Annotated in this window: 22 protein-coding genes and 1 other RNA gene; 10 read left to right on the top strand and 13 right to left on the bottom strand. The window is 39.9% G+C overall.

Going from position 1 to position 22,284, the window contains the following annotated elements; translation table 11 throughout:
- From FTU65_RS05375 to ubiH, 4 genes are all read right to left on the bottom strand, one after another.
- Positions 1-285, bottom strand: a 285-nt coding sequence (locus FTU65_RS05375) for an IS630 transposase-related protein (RefSeq protein WP_180065047.1), incomplete at its 3' end; no start/stop codon positions are given.
- Positions 286-407: 122 nt separating this feature from the next.
- Positions 408-656, bottom strand: coding sequence for a hypothetical protein (locus FTU65_RS05380; RefSeq protein WP_078189169.1), 249 nt, complete (start codon positions 654-656; stop codon positions 408-410).
- 174 nt (positions 657-830) lie between these two features.
- Positions 831-2,075, bottom strand: coding sequence for an FAD-dependent monooxygenase (locus tag FTU65_RS05385; protein ID WP_180012154.1), 1,245 nt, complete (start codon positions 2,073-2,075; stop codon positions 831-833).
- Positions 2,072-3,280 (bottom strand): 2-octaprenyl-6-methoxyphenyl hydroxylase, encoded by a 1,209-nt coding sequence (ubiH, locus tag FTU65_RS05390; RefSeq protein WP_180012156.1) that lies wholly within the window; start codon positions 3,278-3,280, stop codon positions 2,072-2,074. The genes FTU65_RS05385 and ubiH overlap by 4 nt, the downstream gene beginning before the upstream one ends.
- A 348-nt stretch (positions 3,281-3,628) precedes the next feature.
- Here ubiH and FTU65_RS05395 point away from each other — a divergent pair, with 348 nt between their 5' ends.
- Positions 3,629-3,793, top strand: a complete 165-nt coding sequence (locus tag FTU65_RS05395; protein ID WP_180004157.1) for a hypothetical protein — start codon at positions 3,629-3,631, stop codon at positions 3,791-3,793.
- Between the two features lie 572 nt (positions 3,794-4,365).
- Here FTU65_RS05395 and FTU65_RS05400 read toward each other — a convergent pair.
- The 3 genes from FTU65_RS05400 to FTU65_RS05410 all read right to left on the bottom strand — a co-directional run bounded on the left by FTU65_RS05400 (position 4,366) and on the right by FTU65_RS05410 (position 7,786).
- Complete coding sequence (locus tag FTU65_RS05400) at positions 4,366-5,541, bottom strand: tetratricopeptide repeat protein (protein WP_180012158.1); 1,176 nt, start codon at positions 5,539-5,541, stop codon at positions 4,366-4,368.
- Positions 5,542-5,731: 190 nt separating this feature from the next.
- Positions 5,732-7,066 carry a Xaa-Pro aminopeptidase gene (gene pepP / locus FTU65_RS05405; RefSeq protein ID WP_180008932.1) on the bottom strand — a complete coding sequence of 445 codons (1,335 nt, stop codon included), beginning with the start codon at positions 7,064-7,066 and terminating at the stop codon, positions 5,732-5,734.
- Positions 7,067-7,168: 102 nt separating this feature from the next.
- Complete coding sequence (locus FTU65_RS05410) at positions 7,169-7,786, bottom strand: UPF0149 family protein (RefSeq protein ID WP_180012160.1); 618 nt, start codon at positions 7,784-7,786, stop codon at positions 7,169-7,171.
- 64 nt (positions 7,787-7,850) lie between these two features.
- Between FTU65_RS05410 and FTU65_RS05415 the strand changes: the two genes are divergently transcribed.
- From FTU65_RS05415 to ssrS, 3 genes are all read left to right on the top strand, one after another.
- A complete protein-coding gene (locus FTU65_RS05415) occupies positions 7,851-8,402 on the top strand; it encodes a hypothetical protein (RefSeq protein ID WP_180012162.1) in 552 nt (183 codons plus the stop codon).
- Positions 8,403-8,404: 2 nt separating this feature from the next.
- On the top strand, positions 8,405-8,692 hold the full coding sequence (locus FTU65_RS05420; RefSeq protein ID WP_168378082.1) for a cell division protein ZapA: 288 nt from the start codon (positions 8,405-8,407) through the stop codon (positions 8,690-8,692).
- A 99-nt stretch (positions 8,693-8,791) separates the two neighbouring features.
- Positions 8,792-8,974: non-coding RNA, 6S RNA (gene ssrS, locus FTU65_RS05425), on the top strand.
- A gap of 472 nt (positions 8,975-9,446) precedes the next feature.
- Here the strand turns inward: ssrS and FTU65_RS05430 are convergent.
- The 5 genes from FTU65_RS05430 to FTU65_RS05450 all read right to left on the bottom strand — a co-directional run bounded on the left by FTU65_RS05430 (position 9,447) and on the right by FTU65_RS05450 (position 14,141).
- Complete coding sequence (locus tag FTU65_RS05430; RefSeq protein ID WP_180012164.1) at positions 9,447-9,911, bottom strand: hypothetical protein; 465 nt, start codon at positions 9,909-9,911, stop codon at positions 9,447-9,449.
- 90 nt (positions 9,912-10,001) lie between these two features.
- Positions 10,002-11,198, bottom strand: a complete 1,197-nt coding sequence (locus FTU65_RS05435; protein ID WP_252725800.1) for a YncE family protein — start codon at positions 11,196-11,198, stop codon at positions 10,002-10,004.
- A gap of 261 nt (positions 11,199-11,459) precedes the next feature.
- Complete coding sequence (locus FTU65_RS05440; protein WP_180012168.1) at positions 11,460-11,804, bottom strand: type I secretion C-terminal target domain-containing protein; 345 nt, start codon at positions 11,802-11,804, stop codon at positions 11,460-11,462.
- Complete coding sequence (locus FTU65_RS05445; protein WP_180012170.1) at positions 11,785-13,344, bottom strand: hypothetical protein; 1,560 nt, start codon at positions 13,342-13,344, stop codon at positions 11,785-11,787. The genes FTU65_RS05440 and FTU65_RS05445 overlap by 20 nt, the downstream gene beginning before the upstream one ends.
- Positions 13,341-14,141 (bottom strand): cadherin-like domain-containing protein, encoded by an 801-nt coding sequence (locus tag FTU65_RS05450; RefSeq protein WP_180012171.1) that lies wholly within the window; start codon positions 14,139-14,141, stop codon positions 13,341-13,343. Before FTU65_RS05450 ends, FTU65_RS05445 begins: the two co-directional genes overlap by 4 nt.
- On the opposite strand from FTU65_RS05450, the gene FTU65_RS05455 reads away from it, so the two are divergent.
- The 3 genes from FTU65_RS05455 to lon all read left to right on the top strand — a co-directional run bounded on the left by FTU65_RS05455 (position 14,122) and on the right by lon (position 18,305).
- Positions 14,122-15,006 carry an OmpA family protein gene (locus tag FTU65_RS05455; protein ID WP_257222682.1) on the top strand — a complete coding sequence of 295 codons (885 nt, stop codon included), beginning with the start codon at positions 14,122-14,124 and terminating at the stop codon, positions 15,004-15,006. The genes FTU65_RS05450 and FTU65_RS05455 overlap by 20 nt on opposite strands.
- Positions 15,007-15,143: 137 nt before the next feature.
- Positions 15,144-15,731 (top strand): 5-formyltetrahydrofolate cyclo-ligase, encoded by a 588-nt coding sequence (locus FTU65_RS05460; RefSeq protein WP_180065520.1) that lies wholly within the window; start codon positions 15,144-15,146, stop codon positions 15,729-15,731.
- A 147-nt stretch (positions 15,732-15,878) separates the two neighbouring features.
- A complete protein-coding gene (gene lon / locus FTU65_RS05465; protein WP_180065521.1) occupies positions 15,879-18,305 on the top strand; it encodes an endopeptidase La in 2,427 nt (808 codons plus the stop codon).
- A 417-nt stretch (positions 18,306-18,722) separates the two neighbouring features.
- On the opposite strand, the gene FTU65_RS05470 is transcribed toward lon, so the two are convergent.
- The gene (locus FTU65_RS05470; protein ID WP_180011831.1) at positions 18,723-19,685 is read right to left on the bottom strand and encodes a M20/M25/M40 family metallo-hydrolase; all 963 of its coding nucleotides are present in this window, start codon (positions 19,683-19,685) and stop codon (positions 18,723-18,725) included.
- Between the two features lie 152 nt (positions 19,686-19,837).
- Between FTU65_RS05470 and rlmH the strand changes: the two genes are divergently transcribed.
- From rlmH to FTU65_RS05485, 3 genes are all read left to right on the top strand, one after another.
- A complete protein-coding gene (rlmH, locus tag FTU65_RS05475; RefSeq protein WP_078189858.1) occupies positions 19,838-20,320 on the top strand; it encodes a 23S rRNA (pseudouridine(1915)-N(3))-methyltransferase RlmH in 483 nt (160 codons plus the stop codon).
- Positions 20,321-20,457: 137 nt separating this feature from the next.
- Positions 20,458-21,234 carry a dioxygenase gene (locus tag FTU65_RS05480; RefSeq protein WP_180011833.1) on the top strand — a complete coding sequence of 259 codons (777 nt, stop codon included), beginning with the start codon at positions 20,458-20,460 and terminating at the stop codon, positions 21,232-21,234.
- A gap of 167 nt (positions 21,235-21,401) precedes the next feature.
- Positions 21,402-22,178, top strand: coding sequence for an META and DUF4377 domain-containing protein (locus tag FTU65_RS05485; RefSeq protein ID WP_180011835.1), 777 nt, complete (start codon positions 21,402-21,404; stop codon positions 22,176-22,178).
- The last annotated feature ends 106 nt before the right edge of the window (positions 22,179-22,284 follow it).

Genomic DNA, 22,284 nt, shown 5'->3' on the forward strand with positions numbered 1-22,284 from the left:
TATTCCTGCGGCATGTAATGCATTAAATACCGCATGAGTGCTTACTCCTAAACGTTCAGCTCGCTCATACTGATAATCATCAGGATATTGTTCAACATCCTTCAATATTTGCTCTCTGCTAATTTTAACTGGACGGCCAGGAATAGGTTTGTTTGTAGTGGACTTTTTCCAGTTCTGAATCGTTTGTATACAGATGTTAAAATGCTGTGCTGCTTTTCGCACAGACATTTCATCTCGAATCATAATTTCTATGACTTTGTCTTTAAAATCTTTTGAATATCCCATATCTCTATTGTTCTATAGTTTTTAGGATTTGGCTATACAGAGTTAAGAACTGAATGACATGCATCCTCGCACAAGCGAATGAAGCAAAAAAAAACACCACATGACGTGGTGTTTTTTCATTTTTAATCTTTTGCCGATTCGTCTGGAGGGACTTCGGTAATACGACCACCACGCGCTAAGAACGCAGCAACTTCATCTTCAAGCGCCTGACGTTGTTTTAGTTTTGCAGTCACTGTTAATGTTTCAGCTTCAGAGGTGTCACCATCAGAGGCAGAATCAGCTGCGTCACCTGCACCTTTTTCAGCTGCTTGTGCTTCATCTTCATCAACTACTGAATCTTCTGGATCATCATAATCGTTCATATCAGTCATTGTGTTCTCCCCGCGAATGACTTCTGTTTGCCAGCGAATGGCTGGTTTTAAATTAACAGAAATTTAGCAATCTCTGAGCATTTCGACTAGTACCCACAATCAAAAAATCGTATCTTTTTTAATCAAAATCGTAACCTTGTTTATACGACTGTCTAAAAAATATCAGACTTTGACCTAAGCTGCGTAGATTGTATCTTTTAAAATACTCAGACCATTGGCTTGAGCCATAAACGCATCTTTTAGAACAGTCTGATTTTCCACTTGTTTTAAACCAAAGTTTCGCGCCCACACCACAGGTGAAAAAGTGGTGGTTTCTAACCAACCAATCGCGGACATACTATGCATCATGGCATCGTTTTGCCCTTTACGACGGTGTTCATATCGCTTCAAACTTTGTTCATGTGCCCACACACCACGTTTTTTATCGGTCAAAAGCACATCGCAAAGCACTGCTGCATCTAAACAACCAATATTCACGCCTTGTCCTGCAAGCGGATGAATCACATGGGCCGCATCACCAATCAACGCCAGACCATCATGCACATATTGCTGTGCTGCTCGCGCTTTCAATGGAAATTTAGCACGCGGTGTTGCTTCTAAGACCTCGCCGAGCATGTGATGGCTTTCTCGAGTGAGCAACGCAGTAAATTCCACATCGGATAAAGCAACATATTCATCGGCATAATCATCTGGCAAGGTCCACACAATCGATTGCCAATAACCGCTTTCTTCTTTTTTCAGACTCGCCATCGGCAAAAATGCCAAAGGCCCAGTTTCTAAGAAAATTTGACGCGCTACATGCTGATGCGGTTGGGCGGTTTTAATTGCACAGCTCACACCGGCTTGTTTATAGTCCAGCACATCTAGATCGATGAAAGCTTGCTCACGGACAAATGAGTTTGCACCATCTGCACCAATCACCAGTTTTGTTTTGAGCTGGGTACCATCTGCAAGGTGAATGATCCACACACCAACGCCACGCTCAACTCGACTGACCTTAACTTGGGTTCGGTAGTCTTCGAGTTGTTCTAGCATTTTTTCTTGAATGGCTAAATTCAATACACTTGGTTCAACCATTGAACCTAAAGCTTGCTCAACTGATGGTGTTTGCTCTGCCACATGACCAAAATTGATTTCGCCATAGCCATTTTTATTCCACACCTGCATACCAGTATAAGGCTGCTGACGGGCAAGCTTTTCCCAAACACCCACAGTCTTGAGTAAATGAATGGTGGCTTGACTGAGCGCCAAAACTCGAGGATTCGCAACACTTTTGGTTTTTTCTGCATCCAAAATAGGTGCCGCATCCAATACCGTAGCCTGCACACCGCCCTGCGCCAATAACAATGCCGTTAAACCACCGACCAAGCCACCGCCGACAATCACAGCATCCAGTACATCTGTTTGATTGAAACTCATGCTTTTAGCCCCATTGCATAATTCGCGACCAAAGGCTTGATCCCCGGAATGGTGTCAAAGGCAACTAATCCTGTATTGCGAATGAGTTTTAAAATTGGATTCTGGTTGCTAAAACCACGTACAACTGAATCACAGAATTTAATCACCCGCTGCTGATCGGTCAGGCGCGATTTTTCATAATCCAGCAACATAGCTGCATCACCCAAATCTGCACCTTGGGTACTTTGCTCTGTTAAATAACGGCGCAGTACATAGGCATCACGCATACATAAGTTAAAACCCTGACCCGCCACTGGATGAATGGTATGTGCAGCATTGCCCATCAGCACTACACGGCCGACAGCTTGTTTTTCTGCAAGCACTTGGGATAATGGGAAGCTGAAACGTTTACCCGTTTTTTGGAATTTACCTGCACGGTCGCCATAGGTTTCTTGTAAAGCATCTAAGAAGTGCTGATCATTTTCATCCCCCATCCACTCGCCTTCAGTTCCTTTAGGAACAGGCCAAACCACTGAGCGACGGTATTCACCTGGAAGTGGCAGCAGCGCTAGCGGACCAAGCGGACTAAAACGCTCGAAACCGACATGACCATGCGGTTTAGAGGTTTGTACTGTAGTGACAATCGCCACTTGGTCATAATCATGCACCGATGCGCCAATACCTAAGGCTTTACGGCAGAATGAATCACGGCCATCTGCTGCAATCACAATTTTAGATTGTAGTTTGAGCTGTTCTTCAGCACGCTGTGCTTCGATAAAAGCATGATTAGCATCTTGATTCAGAGCGGTCACTTGCACGCCATCAATTAATTCTATCAGCGGTTCTTTTTTGACTTCTGTGAGCAGCACACGACCTAACCATGCATTTTCAATCACCTGTCCAAAGCTTTCGACTTTTTCTTGTTCTGCTTTGAGTCTTGCCTTACCAAAACTTCCTTGCTCGGTAATATTCACTTCTAAAATAGGTGTGGCGTGTTCCTGCAAAGAATCCCAGAGGCCTAGTTCTTGATAAATCTGCACCGTACGGCGTGACAAGGCGCTGTTTCGTGCATCAAAACTCGAGTGATAAGGCTCAAGGTTTGCATCATCATAATTGGGGTATTTAATGGCTTCTAAAAGTTTTACGCCAATTTTGGCTTTGGCCAACATGAGTGCCAAACTTAAACCGACCATACCACCACCCACAATGATGACTTCTTGCTGCATGCTTGTTTCCTTTTTTATGTTGTATTCGAATTTAGGACATTCACTCGAAATACATATAATCTGTAATGAATTTTATCTTACATCAAGGGCATGATTTTTTATAATGAAATACAAATTAGTTGCAGGTATTTGCACTGATTAAATACAAAATTAATCATCTCTTACCGTAAATATTGATCTCTAAAAAAGAGAAAATCACAATAAAAATGGCTGAGTCCATCAGTATGAGCCATCATTTGCGTAAATCAGCGTCATTTGAACATGTCATGTTTTGATGCATTCAAAAGGACGATATCAAGCTAACTACCTGATGATCAGCCTTTAGCCATTGCTCAATTAGTTGAATAAGTGATTGCAGCTGCAAAAACCAATTATGTTACACCATTCGGTTTAATGAGCTTTTCATTACACAACATTTTCTGGATATATTCCGCAGCAGAATATCCAGAAGATGTAATTTTTGTTGTGTTATTGGCGCCTTATCCTAAAGTTGATGCACGTACTAAGCTTTAATTTGAGTTAGGTACAGAGCAACTCTAAAGCGATGTCGAGCACTATTATTCAAACAGGTTTTAGCGCCAACTTTACCTTGGCATGGTGTGAAAATACTATGGCGCAAACCTTAGAAAATAGGCTGCAAACCAATAATTGAGAAAGATTTACCCACCAAGCTGAGTTGTAGATTCATACCGATGTGATTGAGACAGCGAAAAAAAATCAACAAACAAACATTAGTGAATGGCTGTAATTATGATTATATGCACCCGAGTGTATGGTCAAATATGCTATAGATCTGATTTCACATGCTGAATATGCTGAACCGGCAATCGGATATTTGGCCGTATATGAAAAACCGGAAGAGTTTTTAAAATTAGCGACAGAATTTTTACAAAAGTCTTAATCGCAAAGTGAAGCTAAAAAGCCGATCAATAGATCGGCTTTTTTTATATTTATTTAATATTTTCCATGATTTGGTCAAAATATTGCGCTCATGTATTCAATTTATTTTCATTGCTATAGATAAAGATATAGAACACAAAAGACAGAAACGATCTCCTTAATACGGAATAATTTAAATGAATGGCTTAAGCATTAAAATGCTGGATTAATTCCTGCAATCGAATTTCTGCATCTTGATTAAAAGCATTCGCTGCTTGGTGATACCAACGTTTTGCCATCTTTAAATCTAGATCTACACCATTACCTAGCTCATACATTAAGCCAATTTTATAGGGAGCAATTGCACAGCCTTGTTTTGCCGATTGCTTGTACAAGCTCATTGCTACATTATAATCTTGATCAAGAATTTCGCCCTTTTCATATATTTCAGCAAGGGCCGTTCTTGCGTTTATATTTCCCTTTTCCACTGACTGATTCAGCAGAGCTAAAGCGATATGAACCTCTGTTTTACATGGTTTTCTGAACAACAGCACCGCTAACTTCAGCATCGCCGCATCATCACCCTGATCAGCCGCTTTTTGATACCATCCTTGTGCTGTAACATCATTTTTTTCGACGCCGCATCCCGTTTCATACATTTCACCCAATTTAATTTGGGCTGCAATATCCCCTCTTGATGCTAAACTTAAATAATCATCATAAGTACGCTGATTGTTATACTTAAACTTTATTTTCTTTACTGGATTATAATCACTATCAAAGATTTCAAAACCGACATAGATTTTAAAGAGTTCAATCAATAACAGCCGAACCAATTGAGTATGATAAATTAAATGATCCTTTTCGCTAAAATAATAATATTGATAATAGCTTTCCAAATCTTCATTGATCTCTTCTTTTAAACTGTTTAAATCAGTCATCCATTTTTTTTGAATTTTGCCATTTTCAACATATTCGTATAAATATCTTGTTGAAAAGTTTAACCATTCTTTTTCAAAATCTTGTATTTGCCTATCCATGTAAAGTTCATCTTCTTCCGCTTGAATGACACATCTAATTTCTGCACCCTCTTTATAAAACGCATAGCTATAGCTTGAATTTGTGTCTGCAAAATCAAAGAATATCATCCATTTAATCGGTAACCCACTGCTCAGCAAGCTGCTCCATTTTTCAGGTTCAGTAAAAGCAAAATGCGCTAATCCGGCACTATTGATACAAACAACATGATCCGTCAGCCACTCTATATCTAATGCAGATTTTGAGTTTTCTTCAAAATAAACCAGCCAATCATTTACCAGTCTTTCTATATCCTGTTGATTGCCATTAAAGGGAATAACCACCCCAGCTTTTCTAACGCCCATAATTATGATTAAAATAAAAAATTTATACGATTAATTTTAAAAGACTTATATCTAATTTTTGTAAAAACTTAACATCAGAAAATCAACTACATTGCTAATTAACATTGTCTGTATGATTAGTATTTATATGACTGCTTATAGATAAAAAAAAGCCGATCATCTGACCGGCTTTTTTAAATACTGTATAAACTTAAGCGGCTTTCGCTTTCGCCATCAGCGCTTCAATCTCTTCTACAGATTTCACCACTGCAGCGGTTAAAACACGTGGACCATTTTGAGTTGCTACAACATCATCTTCAATACGGATACCAATACCACGCCATTTTTCATCAACAGTTTCATCATCTGGCGCAATATAAAGCCCCGGCTCAACAGTCACGACCATACCTTCTTCATAGGCACGCCATTCACCGTCTTGTTTATATGAACCAACGTCATGCACGTCCATACCGAGCCAGTGGCCTGTGCCATGCATATAGAACTGACGATAACCTTCTTTTGCGATGATTTCGTCAATATCTCCCTGCATGATGCCCAAATCAAGCAAACCTTGAACTAAAATACGCACTGCAACGTTATGCGGTTCTTTATACGAGTTGCCGATACGCACAGCATCAATCGCCGCAATTTGCGAATCGAGCACGACATTATAAAGTGCTTTTTGTTCAGGGCTAAACTTACCATTGACTGGGAAAGTACGGGTAATGTCTGAGGCATACAGTTGATATTCACACGCTGCATCAATCAGTACCAAATCACCATCTTTCAATTCTTTGTCATTTTCCACATAGTGCAAAATACAGCCATTTTCACCACCACCAACGATGCTGTTATAGGACGGTACACAGCCATTTATACCAAAGACATAATTCAGTTCTGCTTCTAGTGCATATTCCATCATGCCCGGTTTGACTGTTTGCATGGCGCGGGTATGCGCTTCTGCTGAAATATCCGAAGCAATCTGCATCAATTCGAGTTCATCATCAGACTTATGCAAACGCATTTCATCGATAATGCGATCCAATTGAATGACTTGTGCCGGCGCACTTGCACCCTTACGTGATTCACCGCTTGCAGCTGCAATCCACTGCGCCACACGGGCATCAAAATCTGCTTGCTGCCCGATACGGTAAAATAATTTATCTTTATTTTGTAATTTTTCTAAAATTTCTTCGTCTAATAAATCGATAGCAAAGGCTTCATCCGCGTCATAGTCATCAATCGCGCCATCAATACCCGCACGGTAACCATTCCAAATTTCCATTTCACGGTCACGTTCACGGCAGAACAAACTATAGCTATAACCTTCTTCTTCGCTATCAAAGGTTTCAATCACTGCAACCGCTTCAGGTTCAGCAAAACCTGTTAAATAAAAGAAACTACTATCAGCACGGAATTTATAGTCGGCATCACGGTTTCGCATGGCTTCTTTGCTCGTGGCAATAATTGCGATACTGCGTAAGCCCATTTCACCTGCAAGGATGTCACGACGTTCCTGAAAATCTGCTTGAGTTAATTTCTTCATTGATATGCTTCTTATACGCTTGGACTATGATTGATTTAATAGGATGATGAACTCCTTAGATAGAGCCCATCATCTATTAATTATTAATGCAAAAAGAATGCCTTAACTTGGACGGTGTGGGGTGAACATTTCAACCACATTGCCCGCTTGAGCCAATGAATTTTTAGCGCTCAGTTGTAGCAACGGTGTTTCTGAAACATCAACTTTGGTACGTCCCATCGACAGACTCACTGGGATTAAACGAACAAATTCGTATAATTCCTGATAGCTTTCTTCACCTTCTTCATCATCATCTGAATCTTCAAATTCTACTGAAGCGACATCCTGTAAATGCTCAATCAATTCTTGTTCATTGGTGCGCAGATGACCTGCCGCTAAACCAAAACCAAGAACAACACCTGCACACCAATCTGCCAAGGCTTGCACACGCTCACCTAGCAAGTGATCATCATCTGGTAATAAAGGAAGATAGTCGAGTTCATCATCTGAAAGTGAATGAGCTACATCTTCTGCTTCTTCAGTCAACAATGCCACCGCATCTTCGTCTAATTCAGCTACATCAAGCGTTGCTAAAATTTGTTGCCACTCTTCACGACTCGGGGGTTGTGACACACAAACTATACCAGTGAGTAGACCGTGTAACTCACTTGGGCTTGAAATTTCTTCAATTTTAGAAAAATTCTGGGACCAATCTGACCAACCTGAAATATCGTCTTGCATTCGCTTATCCAATCTCTATACTTCGTATATATTACCTTTGTTTGCAAGACTGTGCGACTACGTTATGTTAGAAGAATTACAGCGTCTCCAAGCGCATATTAGCGTTTTAAAAACGCGACTGGCGCAATTTGAAAGCGAAAATGGTGCCTTACAAGATGAGAAAAACTCATCTAATGAGCAGCATCATGCTCAAATTGTACATAAGAACGGCATTATCACCTCGAAACAAGAAGAAATTGAAACACTGAATGAGCAATTAACTGATTCACGTGCTCAACTTCAACAGCTCAATACTGATGCAACTGCTTTGGCTGACCGATACAGCCGCCTCGAAAAAAGCTGTACTGATCTAAAAAATCGTTTTCAGGAAATTTTGGCAGAGCGTAATGAGTTACGTATCGTCAAAGAAAAAATGCAAAATGAACAACGTCATGCTCAGCAAGAAATTCAAGGTTTAAAGCAAGAACGTGAACGTCTGCTTCAAAAAAATGAACATGCCAAAGCCAAAGTTGAAGCGATTATTCAACGTTTAGCCATTTTAGGTACTGCTCAAGATCAACATGCACAAGAAATTCAACAATTGGCGCATCCGGCTGAAAGCAATGAGGAAGTTTGATCATGAGTGAACAAATTGCAGTTGATTTAAAAGTTCTAGGTCATAGTTTCCGTTTAGCGACGACCTCTGACCAACAAGCAGATTTAGAACGTGCAGCGCAGCTGCTGAATGACAAATACGATGAATTTCGTCGTAAAGCGCCACGTATGGAACCAAGCAAGTTGATCATTATGGTCGCACTTGAGTTAATGCAAGAAGTCCTGTCGATGAATAAGAGTTTGCAAGAATATGCAAACTGCGAACTTTTGTTGCAAAATATTTTGGAACAAGTGGAAGAATTGACTGATTAATCGGTGGTTTAGTGATTATACTTTGCCCGATTGCTTCATTTTAAACACTTTGTCAGCGTTTGGTGATTTGCCAATAACGCTGAATTCGTTATACTGAGTACATCTCTGAGGTGTTCGCCAGCTAGGTCTAATCCCCTGCCGATACTTAAACTTATGGATGTGTTCTGTATATTCTGAGCGTATGCCCTCCTCGTGTGGGAAACCCAGCGAGTGTACGTCGCGTCCACCTTGAACTCATCGGGTTCAGGGTCACGACATTTGCAGCGGCATCTTCGGAGTGTTTATCTTCCAAGTCATTAAATGAATTTTCAGCATTCAACTCAATTCAAAAATATTCTAAAAAATTCACTATTCTATTTCTGCGCTATTCGACTCCTGTTCTTTTCTTAAAAACTGATGTTACGCACATAAAAGTAATTTCGCATTTTTAAAATAATTTTAAGCCTATTCGACGGAGTCTTACATCTAAGGATTAAATAAAGAGATTAGCCTTCGGCTGGAGATACTTTTGTTTCGACAAAAGTACCCAAAACCATTGTCATCCGCAAAACTCGTTCACTACCGTCAAATTATTCAAAGCATCACAAAAACATTTTTGATTAGAAGTAGTCCTGTCTTAAACACTTGCGGATGACGTTACCGCGTATCGTTGTTTTATTTGAAGCAAATTGCGCTTTGATGTTACTGCGTAACATCAGTTAAAAATTTTTATTCAAGTTTGTTCACCTTCAAAAGCTGATTTAATCCGCCTTATTCAATTTTTGAGTTGTTCCAATTTAGCTTGCTGCCCATCTAAAAATCGATCCATTTCGGGAAGTATTTGGCGTAAATATTGAATAGATGAAATAGCTTCATCCACGTTCACGACGCCTTTTTCAACCAATCTGTATTGCTGCTCGAGTAAAGCGAGTACTTGATTTTGATTCGGCTGCTGCCCCTGACTCATCTGTGTGTTTATTTGCTGAAATTGTTGAAATACCTGTTCACGTTGCTGTAATAACTGGGTGTGCGTTTCATTATCTTGTCTTTCTTGTTTGGGTTTGGAACTTGAATACTGTAAAACATTTTCCGTGGTTTGATCTGAATGTGTTTCGGACACTTTTTGTTGATCTAAAGGTAGCTGTTCATGAACCTCCTGCTGCCGTGGTTTTAAAAACTGAATCATCAACCATAAAATTAAACTAAACGTCAAACCTAAAACAATCCATTTTTTATTCATGATGCAGTCTCTAGACACCTTCTGATATTTAAAAAATTCAGAGCCGATTTGACTCTGAATTTACCTTTTTATTTAATTTTATCTAAATTATTAGTTGCCCCATCCTGCTGGCGCATAACCCAAACGAACACGCTGTGGGTGATTGCCAACTGGAACTGTGATGACTTTTTCACCTGTTGCAAAATCAATCACGGTTACTGCATCTGTCGCACTTTCAGAAATTACACAGCGTTTACCATCTGGGCTTTGCGTTGCCCAATACGGTTTGCCTGCAGCAATCAATTTGGCTGCAGTCAAAGTTTTACGATCGACGATAGTGGCATAATCATCCATGGTTCCTGCGACACATAGTTTTTCACCATCTCCACTGATGGAAAGCCCATGATGGCGTGAGTCATTCACCCATTTCGTGCGATCTGAGGGAATAGTTGTACTTCCCGGAAGCTGTGCAATGCGCGTGACTTTGTCTTGATTGAGATCATATTCGACCAGACCATTAAAAAATGAGACCTGCGCATAGATTTTGGATTCATCTTTACTAAATACAATCGGTCGAACTGAGTTTGATAAGTCTTTGCGTCCTACGGCATCTAAAGCAGGTCTAAAATCTATTTTTTTGAGGACTTTATAGTTTTGAGCATCTGCTATCGTGATGTAGCGTTTGCCTTTGGTAAAGTCTTGCCAAGAAGCATCCATGGCTGTTTCGACATTACCAATGGCTGAATTTAGGATTTTAGTACCGTTGGCAAAATAGATATTTTCATGTGGTTTATCGCCCGTCGCAAAACGTCCTAGTTCTTTGCCTGTGTTGATATCGAATATATGTACGACATTACCTGAAGATGCTGAAACAGCAACTTGTTGTCCATCGGGTGAAACCGCCATATGGTCTGCTCGAAATCCTTCAACGGGTGTGCGCCAATTGATTTTCCCCGTTGCAATGTTAATCGAGACGACATCAGCATAACTTGGGCGTGATGCAACCACCGATTTGCCATCTGGTGTGGAATACATGTCATCGACCAATTGATCATTTCCCTCTCCTGCCGTATTACGAATATAGCTATAAGCGATTAATTTTACTGGGTTGAGGTAAATTTCAGTGAGGCGTTGTTTTTTGTCGGGCACCATATTGATGACACCAACTTTCTGATAGTTTTTTGCAGGATTGATCACTGTAACCGTACCATCCCAATTATTGCCGACAAAAAAGACTTGCTGGCTATTGGGTGGAACGGGTGCAGTGGTTGTCGCTGCGAAAATAAGTGGCGACACCGTAACTGTCATACAAAGAAGTGTCCTAATCCAGAGATTCTTTTTCATTTTTATTGTCCATTAATTTGTTTTTATGCATACCTTTTGAGCTACGTCATCAGATAAGTGTCGCTTTTTAAGCGCAAAGAAAGCTTATTCAATATACAAGTGTAGATATAGCGTATTTGTTTTAATTCCGATGAGTTGTTGATTAAAACCAAGTCTTCAATCTGCATTCACTTTTTGGGAAGCAAAAAAAAGCACCCGAAGGTGCTTTTTTAGTTCATCAAATGATTAGTAAATAATTTGATTATTGTTGATTAGGTCATCTAGTTCGACTTTGCTCGTTTGATTGAGTAAGACCACGAGATCTTGTGATTCGTATTTCAGACCTGATGTGCCATCACGGTCAATTGAAATCACAGCTGAATCAGTTTCTTCGTCATATGCTACTGTTACAAACTCTGCGAGATTCGCTTCAGTTGCATCGTCAGAAAGTAATGAAGAGATATCGATTTGGTCAGCAATAGAAAAATCATTTACTGTTGTTAATGTATTACCGCCCAAATTGTCATCTGCAAGAAGGTCAAAAACAATATCATCACCAATAAGTAAACTTTCACTTTCTAATGAGAACATCGCAAACGATGCTGTCGCAGTCACTGTTTCCTAACTCTGTTTCGAGCTGGGTTGTAAGTACATTTACATCTTGAATTGAGGTTTCAGGGACTGTAACTTTCACTACAAAATCTTCAACTTGACTACTTGAAGTGCCTTGATAAGCATAATACCCATCTGAATCTTTGCTTACTGATATACCATTTACCGAAACTTTGGCATCAACTAAAGCATCAAGAGCAGCAGATTTAAATTTCACACCATTTACATTCACATTTGCCTCTGCATCATTTAGAACTTCTGCATGTAAAGTAAATTGTAAAACTTTCTCTGGAACGCCTGCTTCCGGAGCTATTACACCAAGTTGATCCTGTCCATTTTGATTTTTCTCATCTGTCTTAGCAATTTGAGTTCCATCCGCAAATAGCACACCTTCCAACATATTAATTTGGAAACCACTTACATTTTGGACACCCGTAATACTCAAGTTAAAACCATCATTATAGTTGGTTGTATCAGAGTTGTTTAAAATCATTGAATTGACAGGATATTTTTCACCTGAATACGCTTCATCAAATACAATCCAGTCACTCGGAGTACCTTTTTCACCTCCAAAGTCTTTAGGGAAACTATTTGAGAAATTAAGCCCAAGCTCATTCTGAGTCAGAACTTTGTCAATTTTCTCCCAATTGATAATAATAATTTCAGAAACGTTAATTTCACTTTTCAAATTAGTAAAGATTCTTAGCGCTTCGTTAATTTTATTGAAATCATTACCATACTGTGGATCATTGATAATAGCTTGCATCTGTGCAGCAATATCTACAATTTTCGCACCCGCAACAAGATCATCAGAAACATAATTACCTTGTGCATCTTTATAAATCGTACCTAGGTTTGGAACGTTAATCACTGAACTTGACGCACCACCACCAGTTCCACCTGATGTTGACCCTGATACCGAAATTTCACTTGTTAATGTTGCTTTTAACTCAATGAGTTCAGCATTGCCAGTTACAGGAGTTGTAACTTTACCATCAGTAACTTGAAGACTTATCGAAGGCAATACAGCACCTGAATTTAGCTGATCCGCACCTTTCTGAGTTAAGGTTACAGATTGATCAGCCAATGATAATTGATAGAAACCGTCGGCACTAACTGTCGAGCCATTAGCAAATGTCACAGTCAGACTATCATTATCTGCATCCGATGCAGCATAAGCAGCAATTTTTTGACCGGCAACAGCTGCACCAACAGTGACTACTTCTGGTTCAATTTCAATTTCAGGTGCTACGTTTGTTACAGAAGCAGGATACAAAATTACACCGAACTCTAATTCTGAACTTGCAGTTGAACCATTCGATTTTTCAGTTGCAAGAGATTCAAGCTTCACGTTCAACTGTAAAGAATTACCCGTAACAGCCAAACTTGGTGGTGCAATCGCCACTAAGTTTGAACCTTCGATACTCATTCCATCAGCGACAAAACTTAAATTGCCATTTGTATCCGCAGTTCCAAGCAATACTCGAGTTCCGTCCTCTGTAATAGCATAAATTTTCATACCTTAATATCAGCATAAGATAGTGTTTGACCCGCGATGATTGGTGTTTTATTCCCAGCAGCATCTACGATTGTCAATACACCGTCTTTTGGCAGATTTGTTACCGTAATAACAAGCTGATCATTTGCTGTATTTGCATCTGAAATACCAAAATGCGCCCATGTTAATGTCACACTTTGATCTTCTATCGTAACCACTTGGGTTGTCTCAACTTCAGGAGCGATATTGTCCACTGGGACAGTTTTATCTACTTCCTCACCTGGACTACCTGATTTATCTTCATAGCTATCTGTAGGGACAGTTACCGTAACGTTACCATCAACACCCGGAGGTACTTCACCAGTCACCACATATGAGCCATCTGGTTGTTCCACTGGCGGCGTAAATGGTACTTCGATTGGACCATTTGGACCTTCAACAATGATTTTATCTTCTGTAATTGTCGATGGATCAACATCATCAGGATAAGTCACAGTGATCTTACCATCTGGTGTAATCGTCACTTCTGCTACAAGCGGAACCATATTGATGTTTTCGTTGCCTGTACCTGGTAGACCCAGGTTACCCGAAGTGTCTTCATATGAACCTTCTGGTACATTAACCGTAACTTTGCCTTCAACGTCCTCTGGCACTTTACCCGTTACCGTGATTGAACCGTCTGGTTGAGTCTCAGGTGTACCAAACTCAACCACGATGTCTTTGCCATTTGGATCTTTAACCGTAATTTGGTCAGGCGTAATTGTGGATGGATCAGTGTCATCAGGGTAAGTCTGTACGATGTCACCATTCGGTGTCACAGTCACTTCAACTTGTGGACGCTCAGTTGTCGCATGTTCAACTTTTCCTGGCGTAAATAAATATGCAAAACCAGATAATTTATTGTTTCAAAACAATATGATTGATGCATACAAAATACATGTGCAACGTGATGAAAAATTATGCGCAGATGATCAAGCTAAGAACCAAAAATGTGCAACTAAACTCTATATAGATGAATTTAAAGCGGGTGATTTTTATATTAATAATTCTGCTGATTTTTATTTAAAAGAAGGCGAATACCAATTTAAGGTGAAAAATTGTACAACTCATTGTAAAAATTATTCAGTTAGCTATTGTGTAAACGAAAAGTCACTTTTGAATAACTTATTACTTACAGTTGATAATAATGGCAAACCTATTATATTAAATAATGATGGCACTACGATTAATAATTGCCCGATTAGAGAAAATGCTCTAAATAATGTGATAAAACCAATTGAACCTAGTTTAGATAATATAAATTTAGCTGCCGATTCTTTATTTAAATTTAATGGTGGCAAACTAAATGATTTACTTCCTGCAGGTAAATCAAGCTTGAATGAACTAGCAACTAAACTTAATAACCAATATGCACGTATTGATATGATTAAGCTTACCGGACATACCGACCGTTTAGGCAGTGAAAAATATAATCAGCAACTTGCATTGCAACGTGCACTAACTGTCAAAAATTACTTAATGAACCAAGGGATTGCTGCTGACAAATTAAGTTTCGCTTCAGCAGGTGAAACTCAGCCTGTAACCAATGGTTGTTTTGATGTGCAAGATCAAAATACCTTAAAAGCTTGCTTACAAGCAGATCGTCGTGTTGACGTCCAAATTCTTGGTATTAAAAAGCCTTAAATAAGTCCGCGTTCCTTAAGCCGACTAGTGTTTTAAGGAACGCTTTATATAAAAAAGATAAAATCTATTTCTTCGGACTTTTAAGCTTGAACGCGTTAAAATGCCTTTGAGAATTTTGTGCTACTTTGAAATGAACCATGACTTTGAGCACCACCAGCCTTCGTAAACAACTCCGTAAGCAGCGTCGTAGCCTAAACCTATGGGAGCAACGACAAGCTGAACAACAAGTCCTACAGCGTTTAGTCAGACTCAGTCATTTTCAGCGCAGTCAGCATATAGGCGTGTATTTACATGCATTCGGTGAAATTCACACTCAAAAGCTTATCCATTACTGTTTTTCGCATCAAAAACACGTGTATTTACCTATAATTTGCAACATGAATCAGCAACTGGTTTGGGTTGAAATCTCACGTCATCAATACATTAGTAAACGTTTTTCTCATCACCCGCTCGGTATGAAAGAACCGATGGCAAGCCGCGGGAAGCATGTTTCTCACCTTGACCTTTTAATAATGCCCTTGCTGGCTTGCGATAAGTACGGCACACGTATTGGTATGGGGGGTGGCTTCTACGATAAAACATTAGCAACAGCTCATTCTACACCCTACCGTTTAGGACTTGGTCACGATTTTCAACTCATCCAATATCCCTTAGTTCGAGAAGATTGGGATCAACCGCTAGATGGTTTTATTAGCCCATCTCAAACTTTAAGTTTCAAACGTTAATTTGATATTTTTGACACTGAGTTACACTTAAAAATCACATATTTAGTCATTTTTTACACATTTTAATTGGCATGACCCTTGTAATTTAAAAAATACACATCACTATAAAAAACATGGCAACACCGTTGTCACTCATTAGGAGTGCCCATGTCTGAGATTATTATGAATGAAGAAAGCTTGGAAACTACAATTCCGAGCGTATTACCGCTCTTAGCGCTACGAGATGTGGTTGTATATCCTCACATGCAAATTGCACTGTTTGTGGGTCGTGAAAAGTCGATCAATGCAGTCAATGTCGCACGTGACAGTGACAATCTTGTATTCGTAGTTGCACAAAAAGATTCGCTAACAGAAGAAATTGATCACGACAATTTATATCAATACGGTACTGTCGCGAAGATTGTGCAAGTTGTGAATCATGAGAATGATGAAAACTGTATAAAAGTACTGATTGAAGGCTTATATCGTGCCAAGTTAGAAAAAATTATCGATGCCGATGATTACCTGACTGCCGAGCATTCATTAAGCCCAATGACGGTTTCTGTTGACTCAGAAACTCAGAATAACCGTGTGGAAGAATTACGCACCTTATTTGCTCAATATGCAGAAGCAAAATTGCGTAACGCACGTGAATTGATTGCAGCAGCCAATAAAATTGACGATTTGCTACAATTATTATTCTTCGTAGCAACACGCGTGCCTTTGAATATTGATGTAAAACAAAAATTCTTAGAGCATGATGAATTTGAAGCACATTTAGCTGAGCTCATGACGTATTTATTACAACAGTCAGAAGAGCAGCAAATTGAGCAAACCTTACATGATTCTGTGAAACGCCAAATGGAAAAGAATCAGCGTGAATACTTCTTAAATGAAAAAATGAAGGTCATTCAACGCGAACTTTCTGATATGAATGGCGGTGGTGAGGATGACGTTGCAGAAATTGAAAAACGTCTAACTGAAGCCGATTTACCTGAACATGTACGTAAAAAAGCTGAAAATGAGTTCCGTAAGCTAAAAGCAATGCAACCTGCTTCGAGCGAAGCTGCTGTCGTGCGTAACTATCTAGAAGTTATTTTAGATACGCCTTGGAACAAAGCCAGCAAAGTCAGCATTAACCTTGCGAAAGCTCAAGACATTCTTGATGCCGATCACTATGGTTTAGACGACGTGAAAGACCGCATTGTGGAATACCTTGCTGTTCAATCACGTGTGAAAAAACTTCGCGGTCCAATTCTTTGCTTAGTTGGTCCCCCAGGTGTAGGTAAAACTTCACTCGGTGAATCTGTTGCCAAAGCAACTGGTCGTGAATTTGTCCGTATGGCGCTTGGCGGCGTGCGCGACGAAGCTGAAATCCGTGGTCACCGTCGTACATATATCGGTGCGATGCCGGGTAAAATTGTGCAGTCTTTGACTAAAGTTGGAGTAAAGAACCCACTGTTCTTACTCGATGAAATTGACAAAATGGCGCAAGACTATCGTGGCGACCCTGCTTCAGCATTGCTTGAAGTCCTAGATCCATCACAAAACAGCAAGTTCAATGATCACTACTTAGATCTTGATCTAGACCTTTCTGAAGTGATGTTCATCTGTACTGCAAACAGCATGAATATTCCAGAAGCTTTGCTTGACCGTATGGAAGTGATTCGTCTACCGGGTTACACCGAAGATGAAAAAGTGAATATTGCTGAACGTTACCTTGTTCCAAAAGCCATCAAGAACAATGGTCTACGTGCGAAAGAATTAACCGTTCACGAAGAAGCCATCCGCGATATCGTACAACGTTATACACGTGAAGCCGGTGTGCGTAGCTTAGAACGTGAAGTATCTAAAATTGCACGTAAAGTCGTGAAAGAAGCTGTTAGTAAGAAATCGAAAAATCTTCAAATTGAAGTGAATTCGAAAAATCTTCCTGACTACTTAGGTCCACACAAATTCGACTTCGGTATGGCCGAAGAAGAAGCTGAAGTGGGTCGTGTAAATGGCTTGGCATGGACATCTGTTGGTGGTGAACTGCTAACGATTGAAGTTGCGGCAGTAAAAGGTAAAGGCAAGTTCATTACCACCGGTTCTCTTGGCGATGTCATGAAAGAATCGATCACAGCAGCGATGACCGTTGTACGTACCCGTGCAGATGAACTGGGTATTGAAGCGATTCGCTTTGAAGAAACAGATGTGCATGTGCATTTACCAGAAGGCGCAACACCGAAAGATGGTCCATCTGCTGGTTTGGCCCTAACTACCGCACTTGTTTCAGCGTTTACAGGCATTGCGATTCGTCCAGATATTGCAATGACAGGTGAAACCAGTCTTGGTGGCCGTGCAATGCGCATTGGTGGTTTAAAAGAGAAACTTCTCGCTGCTCACCGTGGTGGCATTAAGCTTGTCTTTATCCCACAAGATAACGTTCGTGACTTGGCTGAGATTCCAGACAATGTCAAAGAAGGTCTAGAAATTAAACCAGTGAAATCGATTGATGAGATTTTACCTCTAGCCTTAGTTGATATGCCTAAACCTCTTGCAAAGACACCGATTGTCAAAGCAACTGAAGGTGGAAAAGCTGCTCGTCACTAAGCGCTAGCAACTCGCAATAAAAGAAAAAAAGCCCTGTTTCGACAGGGCTTTTTTATATCCATTATTTCATACTGCATATTCGAAACTTTTCATTCAAATTCTTCACAACCACTAGATTCAAGACAACAGCTACAACTATGGATTGGATAACTATTTCAAAGTCGACATCAAGATCAAGAATAGCCAATTAGAAAGTCTTACAATATTTGCATGCTATTACTTGAAATATCGCTCTCTATCCCACATATATAGTAGAGAGATATACGCGCTGTATGTTTCTTTATTGGTTCCAATCACGTCTAAAAGCGTGATGATCATTGGAACAAGATGGTCATCTACATCTCCAGGTAGATGACCTTTTATCGCAGTCCACAGGCTTTCGGGGCTGCGTTTTTTATGTCATGTGTTTAAAGACACTCATTTCAAATTTAAGATGGTTTTTACTAAACCATCGATCACTTGAGCCATTTTGTCTAAGTTTAATTTATCCAGGGTATCTTGCTCGGTGTGATAGTGCTTATTACGATAAAATGCCGTATCAGTGATCATCATCGCTGGCATATCAAATTGCCAATAATTCATATGATCTGAAAAATCCACACCCTGAATAAATGAGGGTGAAATCAAGCGTTCACATTGCAACTGCTTCAAAGACTCCATCGCCGCACAATACGATGAGGTTAAGTCACGAGACTGAATGTTCCCCACCGATGCAATAAAATTTGTATGCGATGGATAAATCCACTTCAGCCCAACAGGATATTCTTGGGTGACTTTGGGATCAAAATAACCAATCATTTCTAGAATATATACACCTGAAATTTTATCTTTTTCCTTTGCTACCGATTTTGCGTGAATAAAACTGCCCATCGACTCTGTTCTAAAATATGGCGGTTCTTCGAGGGTATAAAATACAAACTCAATATTTTGTTTTAAACGCGCTTTTTCAGCCGAAAGAATCCGTGCAGCTTCGAGTACACCTGCAACACCGGAGGCATTATCATCAGCGCCATGCTGCTCCTCAAATACATCGTAATGCGCGCCAATGATCACTCGATTGCTATGCCCTGCATTTAAGGGACAGACTACATTACGGTATGGTTGGCTATTGACGGTATAGGTTTGAAAACGACAATTCACACCAAATAAACGCATCTGCTCACGAATCCAAGCAGACACGCGATTTAACTCTTGTATGTTCTTATAGTTACGATATTCAGCTTCATTACCAATAATTTGTTCTAAATAGACTTTTAAATTATCCGGTTCAGCGGTTCTAATATTGTTGGCATACGCCGAAAATGAACACCATCCAAAAATTGAAAGGATTGCTGCCTGCTTGAGCAAAAATAATTTACCGTCCTGCCATGTTTTTTTCATTGTTATTATTCCAATTTTCATCTTCGATCTAATCTGCTTATGCTGCGTATTTAAACAGCAAGCAGAACACGATTTCAATTGCAAATTGTGTCTGAACATACAAAGTGCAAGCGAACCGTTATAATGCTCTTTTGTATACTTTCAGGCGCTGTATGAAAATTCGTATTCTGACAATCGGTCAAAAAATGCCAGCATGGGTTCTGACGGGTTTTGAAGATTATTTCAAACGTATTCAGCCTTTTGTTCAAACGCAGATCATTGAACTGCCTATGGCCAAACGTGGCAAGAACGACTCAGAAGCCGATATTTTAAAATACCGTCAAATTGAAGGTGACAGCATTTTAAATGCCATGAAATCGAATGAAGTACTGATCGCCTTAGAAGTCGGTGGTCGTGAGTTCAGTACGGAAAAACTAGCTGAAACCATGAAAGGCTGGATGCTTGAAGGCAATGATGTGGTTTTAGCCATTGGTGGGCCAGATGGACATTCTGAAGCAGTACGTAAAGCTGCAGCGTGGCATTGGTCTTTGTCTAAACTAACTTTGCCGCATCCAATGGTTCGTGTCATGCTCATCGAACAGCTATACCGTGCAATGAGTATTAATCATAATCACCCTTATCATCGTGCGGGTTAATCTAAACGGACATCCAGCGTATACAGCAATTACAGCGTTGCAACAATGAAACAAACCGTTGAAATTATCCGAATTGTTACGCTGAATAATTTAGTGCATGATCATCATATTCATTTAAACAACCAACGGCGACCGCGATGAATTTACAAACACTTCCAGGTTTATTTATTTCCCATGGCTCACCTATGCTTGCCATCAATCCTGAGCAAGTCGGTCCTGCGTTGGAACGTTTAAGCCTGAATCTTCCAAAACCTGAAGCCATTGTTATCATGTCAGCACATTGGGAAAGTAACGCACTAGAAGTAAGTACCAGTGCCCGTCCTGAAACTTGGCATGACTTCCGTGGTTTCCCTGCGGAACTTTATGATATTCGTTATCCAGCACCGGGTAACCCAGAGCTTGCAGAAGAAATTCTCCATTTGCTTGCCAATGCAGGGTTATCGGCACATGCCAACAGCACCCGTCCACGCGATCATGGCGTTTGGATGCCGTTATTGCATATGTATCCTGATGCTGACATTCCTGTGATTGAAATATCACTGCCAATGACCATGTCTGCGCAAGAGATCTATAAAATTGGACAAACGCTTGCACCTTTACGTGACAAGCAAATCCTGTTGATTGGATCGGGCAGTATTACTCATAACTTACGTGAGTTGGCTTGGGATGGACGTGCAGCAGCCGTGCCTGAATGGGCGTCTACATTCCGTAATTTTGTGGTCAATAAGCTCACTCATCAAGATTTTGATGCAGTTCTCGATTGGCAAAATATCCCGTTTGTACAACGCAACCATCCGACCATTGAACATTTTGCACCCATCTTCTTTGCGATGGGTGCAGGCCCCCGCTTCTCTATTGTTCACAGTAGCTTTAGTATGGGTTCGCTCGGTATGGATATTTATCGTTTTGATTAAACGTGGAAAAATGAGATAGATTGACTTATTCATAATTTATATTAATAAGTTAACAAATTATTATTTATGGATACATTTTGCTACTTATTTGAGCTGAATGTATTCATATTTTTTTAAAATGAATGGGTTATGCTACAGGCTGAAATTCACTTAGAACAGTTAGCGTAATGAAATTAAAATATTTAGCGATCGCCCTCTTCCCTTTAGCCCTTGCAGCATGTCAATCAAGCGATATCCAAAAAGCTGGAGATTTAGCCGTGAGCGTATTACAACAACAAAATGCTGATAAAACTTTAGCTTCATATCAATGGAGCACCACCACTGAAAATGCACCAAAACCTTTGGTTTTAAATTTTCTAGAAAATGGCACTTTGGGTATTTCAACCAGTTGTAACAGTATGTCAACCCAATGGAAAGTGGAACACAATACGCTTGTAACAGGCAACATTGCATCTACCATGATGGCGTGTCCTGATAATGCGATGAAACAAGAAGGACTTGCATCTTCACTCTTTAGTGACCGTAAAGCACCTTTTGTTTTAAATACCACAGATCCACAAAACCCAACGTTAACCATTATCTCTGCAACAGGTGAAAAACTGGTTTTCACTGGAAAATTAACACCTGAAACTCAGTACAACTCACAAGGCGAAACGATTTTCCTTGAAATCAGCCCTGAAACTAAACAATGTACAGGCGTTGCTCCACAAACTTGTTTGCAAGTGCGTGAAGTGAAGTACGATGAAAAAGGCCTAAAAACACAAGTTGATAAAGACTGGACCTTATTTTACGATCAAATTGAAGGCTTTAAGCACACTCCTGCAGAACGCCAAATTATTCGCGTAAAACGTTTTGAACGTAAAAACCCTGCTGCTGACCAATCAAAATATGCCTATATTTTTGATATGTCAGTCGAACGTGAAGCCGTAAAAGGTACGTTGTAAGTTACAGCCGATAAAAAACCGAGGTCATCGCCTCGGTTTTTTTATATCTACACAACCGCAAACGCTGATTGGATATGCATAGTATTCAAATCACGATGTACTGTTC

This window comes from Acinetobacter sp. YH12129 (genome assembly GCF_013418685.1).
Classification (GTDB): Bacteria; Pseudomonadota; Gammaproteobacteria; order Pseudomonadales; family Moraxellaceae; genus Acinetobacter; species Acinetobacter amyesii.